Origin of the sequence: Salinibacterium sp. (assembly GCF_031364185.1) — a bacterium.
In the GTDB taxonomy this organism is placed as follows: Bacteria; Actinomycetota; Actinomycetes; order Actinomycetales; family Microbacteriaceae; genus Rhodoglobus.
This window is the reverse complement of sequence record NZ_JANLVV010000370.1, coordinates 1-5596: the sequence shown is the minus strand read 5'-3', so window position 1 is coordinate 5596 and position 5596 is coordinate 1. Positions and strand designations below refer to the sequence as shown.

At 63.2% G+C, this 5596-nt stretch carries 2 protein-coding genes; both read left to right on the top strand.

Features of this window, described 5'->3' with window-relative positions; genetic code table 11:
• Positions 1-4726 (top strand): RHS repeat-associated core domain-containing protein (locus RMN95_RS16140; RefSeq protein ID WP_309617927.1); only part of this gene is annotated, 4726 nt, incomplete at its 5' end.
• 677 nt (positions 4727-5403) lie between these two features.
• The coding region (locus RMN95_RS16135; protein WP_309617926.1) for a hypothetical protein at positions 5404-5596 on the top strand (193 nt) is incomplete at its 3' end.

Below are 5596 nucleotides of genomic sequence, written 5' to 3'. Positions count from 1 at the left end.
TGTGACTTTGACGGCGTCGGCGAATCAGGATGTCGGTGTCACGAACGGCAGTTATTTCATCCGGATCTACGACAAGACCACCGGGGTGACGTTGAAGGTGTGCACCTCCGGGGCGAGCTGCTCGGTTGATGCGAGGTTCTTCACCGGCGGCCCGCACACCTACGTTGCCGATATCGCCGCCCTCGGCAACAACTACTACCCGACTTACGGCGCCCAAACCGATGTGCAGGCCACCAGCAACCTGGTGATCGCCGCCCGGAAGGCGTGGACGGTCGCGTTGACGGCTACCAAGACAGCCGTTACCGGTAGTCATCCCCAGCGGATATCCGTCGAACTCTCCGCTACCGCCAACCAAGACGTTTCCTATACCAACGGTCACTACCGAATCGTCCTGATGGATCACACGACCGGGCAACCCGTCGGGTACTGCAGTTCTGGAAGCACCTGTTCAAGGTCGTTCGAGGTCGCCGCCAAAGATCGTGTCCATACATATGTCGCCTATGTTGCCGCCTACCAGTCGGGCACCCTGGAGGATGTGCAGGCGAGATCCAACGGGTATTCCCTCGACACCGGCACGGGAGCGGTTCTGCCCGGGGAGTCGACGGGTGGTTCCAACCCGGCCGAGAAGGCATGCCAGTGCTCCCACGCGGATCCGGTGAACTCGGCGACCGGAGAGTTCTACCTCCCGGTCACCGACCTGAGCCTGCCCGGGGTCGGCCCGGTGCTGAGCATCAACCGCACATACTCCACGACCGGCGCCGCAGTCGACGGGCCGTTCGGGTTCGGGTGGACGAGCACCTTCGCCTCCCAGTTCAAGGTCCTGGTTCCCGGCGATACGGTCGATCCGTTGCCGCGGCAGGTGGAAATCGTTCAGGAGAACGGCGCGACCGTTGTCTTCAACGAGGGTGCTGATCAGACCTACTCCGCCCCGTCGCGGGTGATGGCATCGCTGACCTTCGACAGCCCCACCCAGAAGTGGACTTTCACCCGAAACTTGCGTGAGGTGTTCGACTATGACGCGGCGGGCCTGCTGACGGGCATCTCCGACATCCACGGCAACACCGTCGCAGTCGCGAGGGATGCAGCAGCGAAGGTCGCGTCGTTGACTGCCTCCGGCGGCCGGGTGCTGACCCTGTCTTGGTCCGGGATGCACGTCGCTAAGGTCGTCGATTCGGCGGGCCGTGAAGTGGACTACGGATACAGCGCTGCCGGAAACCTCACATCGGTCACCGGTGTGGACGATGCGGTCTCGACGCACGGGTACAACGCGGCCCACTTCATGACCTCGATCACGACACCAGGCGGCGGCGTCACCACGAACACGTACGACGCCGAGAAGCGCGTCGTCTCGCAAAAAGATCCGCTGAACAGAGTCACAACGTTTGCCTACAACGGCGGGACTACAACCATTTCTAAACCCGGCGGCGCCGTCACGACCGAGATCTATGACGCCGGTCGACTGGTGTCGCAGACGTTGGCGAGTGGTACACCCATCGCCGCGACCACCACCTACGCGTACGATGCGGCGAGCAACCTGAGTTCGGTCACCGATCCGCTCGGCAAAACCGCGACATTCACCTACGACGCTGCAGGCAACAGACTGAGCAAGGTAGACGCGCTCGGGCGCACCACGCTATGGACGTACGACACTCACAACAAGCCGACATCCATGACCGATCCGCTCGGCAACGTCACAACGATGACCTACGACGGGGTCGGCAACCTCCTCACCGCCACGAGTCCGTCCGGTCGCGTGCAATCCCACGCCTACACTTCGATCGGCACCATCGCCACCTCGACAGACCCCGCCGGTGAGGTCACCTCGTTCGCGTATGACGCTGCGGGCCGGATCGCCTCGACGACGGACCCCGGTGGTCTCGTGACTTCGCTCACTTATGACGCTGCGGGCAATGGGGCGACCGTGACGTCACCGGATGGTGCCACGGCAACCACAGTCACTGATTCGATCGGGCGCATCCTCAGTGCCACAGATCCGCTCGGCCGGGTGACGAGCTTCGGGTACAACGCCGCAGGGCAGCGCACGTCAACCACCGACGCCCTTGGCAACATCGGCTACGCCGTGTTCGATGCGGCCGGTCAGCAGGTGTCGAGCACGGACGCTGCAGGCAACATCACTCAGTACACGTACACCCCGGCCGGCCAGCTGGCTACGGTGCGCGACGCGCAGAACCAGGTCACGACTCTCGACTACAACGTGCGCGGCGAGCTGCTGTCGAAGACGGATGCTGCAGGCGGGGTGACATCGCAGTCCTACGACCTCGCGGGTCGGGTTGTGTCGTCTACACGTCCGTCGGGTGCCACCTCGACGGTGGTCTATGACGCTGCCGGGCAGGTAATCTCGTCCACGAACCCGGGGGGTTTCACCACCACCATCACTTACGACGCTGCTGGGCGTCCTCTGACTTCCACCGATGCCCTCGGGCGGGTCACTACGACCGCACATGGGCTGGATGGCGAAGTCACCTCGATCACCCTGCCGGATTCGAGTACCCAGCTCTACGGGTACGACACGGCCGGGCGCTCGACGAGTTTCACCAACGCCGACGGCAAGGTCACGACCTACAACTACGGCGGCTCAGGTCAACTGCTCGGCAAGACCGAGCCGGGTGGACTCACCACGTCCTTCGCCTACGCTGGCGGCCGGCTGCAGTCGACGGTGCTTCCCGACGCGACGACATCGAACTTCACCTATGACACCGCGGGCAACGTTGTAACCGTGGACCACAGCTCGACACCCGGTGTCGATGCCTCCTACGTCTACGACGGCCTGAATCGCCCGACAACCCTCACCGACCCGACCGGAACGAGCTCCTTCGCTTACGATTCGCGCGGCAACCTGCTGACCGAGGTCGACGGCGGGGGCTCCAGCCTCGGCTATGCCTACGACTCGCTCGGGCTCCTCAAGTCGATCACCTACCCCGGTGCGAAGACCGTCGTTTACGGGTACGACACCCTCGGCCGAATGACCTCGGCAACCGACTGGCTCGACAACGAGTCCACGTTCGGTTGGACCGTCGACGGTCAGCCTGGCACCCAGACCGCCGCCAACGGCGTGGTGCAGTCCCGCGACTACAACTCCCGCGGCCTGCTCGTCGACTCGAAGGTCGAGGGATCCACCGCCACGCTGGCCTCCTTCGCATACGGCTTCGACGCGGTCGGCCAGCTCACCTCGACCGGGACGATGTTGGACGGGCAGGATGTCAACCGCGCCTTCGAGTACGACCCACTGTCCCAGCTCAGCAACGTCGCCACCACAGCCGGCGGCGCGACAACCGCCGAGAATTATGATGCGACTTCCGGTGGTCTTCTCACTGGGATCGTCGGCGGACGCGAGCTCACCTACAACAGCGCCCAGCAGCTCATAGCGGCGGACGCGACCGTCGGCCCCGACATCGGGTACGCCTACGACACGGCCGGGCGCCGCACCGCATCCGGTCCTGTCGGCGGCACGGCCACAACCTACGGGTACGACGCCGCCGGCTACCTTGCATCCGTCGTAACTCCCAGCGGATCCGTCGGGTACACGACGGACGCCCGCGGCCTGCGCCAGTCCCGCACCGAGGGAACGGCCACGGAGGACTGGCTCTGGTCCACCGTCGGGGGGCTGCCACTGCTGCTGGATGACGGCGACCACACCTACATCTACGGCCCGTCATCCACCCCCATCGCCCAGATCGACGATGCCGGCACCGTCGAATACCTCCACACCGACCTCCTCGGCAGCGTGCGCCTCATCACCGATCAGGACGGCGACACCGCAGCGACCTCAACGTTCGACGAGTTCGGCAACCGGGTCCGCCACTCCGGGACATCCGACAGCTCGTTCGGGTTCACCGGCGCCTGGACCGATGCCGACACCGGGCTCGTGCACCTGCGAGCCCGTGACTACGACCCGGCCACGGGACAGTTCCTCACCGTGGACCCGGCGGTCGACCAGACCCGGCAGCCGTACGCATACACGGGCAACAACCCGCTGACCAGGACCGATCCGACTGGATTGGATGCGATGTCAGACGCCATAGGTCGCGGCGCCATGGGATTGATTCTGGGGCCCGGTTCGCTGCGCGTGATGGACGAACTGAATGCAGGCACTGACCTGTGGTCGTCGATCAACATGGGCTACAACCCGGTCTATATAGCCATCGAGCGCTACGACTCGTTCCGCGCATCCGGCAATGACTGGTGGGCCGCGGGAGTGATGGCGTTCAACCCCGTCTACGACGTCATTGCAGGCTTCGACAAGGGGCTCACCGGCATACAGAACGAATGCGTGGAGGACACCGTTACGGGGTTCACACAAACCCTCGCAGGCCTCGTCGGTACAGGCCTGATCGCGGTCGGCGGGGTGGCTTCGTTCCGAAGCTCAACAGGCTCAACTGGCGCCGCACCGACAGCTAGCAGCGGCCTTCACTCTCCTTCCTTCGTCGTAAAGCCGAACGGCGAAACCGTAGTTGTGCCAGCGGGTGCAGTAGGTCCGACCCCGGCCACTGGCTCCGGCTTCCAATTCACGGGAGGAAGCGGAGGCCCTGGTTTGAGTCCGAAAACCACCGATGTGCGGATAATGGACCCAGTCACGAGCGGCCCGTATCAGCACCCAGCAGGCTACGCTTCGTATTCGAATGTGGCCGGTCAAACAGTCAATCCCCACACAGGACGCACCATTCCTCGAACCGACCCAAATTGGCACATGGAGTTCACGCGATGAGAGTGGAAGAAGTCGCCCTTGGCGATTGGGTGTCTGGGCACAAAGCCGAAACTCAGGGTGATCCGCTTCGTGTGGGTGGCTTGCTTGTCGAAAGCTATCCTCTGGGAGTGCGAGTCGAGCCCCTTCGCGGATCAGTCCTAGTACTCCTAGATTGCCGATTTTGCGATGGAATCTTGGGCAACACAGCAGTTCTGATCGCTCGCAACAGCACCTCGTTTGAGTGGACCGGCGAAGGCTTTCCGAACGGCGGTCAGTGGACCATCACCGATTGGTCACCAAAATTTGGGGAATCGGGATGGTCGCTCGTAGTTCACATGGGCAGGAAATCGGAGGGAATCTTCTCCCTCGAATCGCAGTCGGCCATGTTCGTGTCAGGTGATGTCGCGGGAGCAGACGGGGCACCTCCAGACTTGACCGAACCCAACTGGTGGGAACAATCGGGTTTCCAAGGGTGGTCGTCCGAGTTCACACCAATTCATGTCTGGTCCTCGTAACTAGCGACGCAGCATTGTCCTCGACGTGTGAACTCTGATTGAGACCTACTGCCGAGGTAAATACCGTCTCTTCCTCATAGTTCCAGGAAGGCCAACGCCGCGTATCAACCGTATCGACGCCCGCCGCAGGGAGAAGCGAAGCCGTTCGTACGGGGGGCTCTTTTCCGAGCAGTCACGCCCGAGTTGCGGGCAGTTTCGATCAGGCTCGACAGCCAGTCGCTGGCGGGGCGCTTCGTATTCGACGTTGAACCGACCGACGATTTGCGGGAGATCGTTGATGACGCAGAGACCGAGGTGCTGGCCGACTACTGTGGCTTTACCCCGGTTACCTTCACGTCGGACTTCCTTCCACGTGAGCAGCGGCCGACGATCGGCC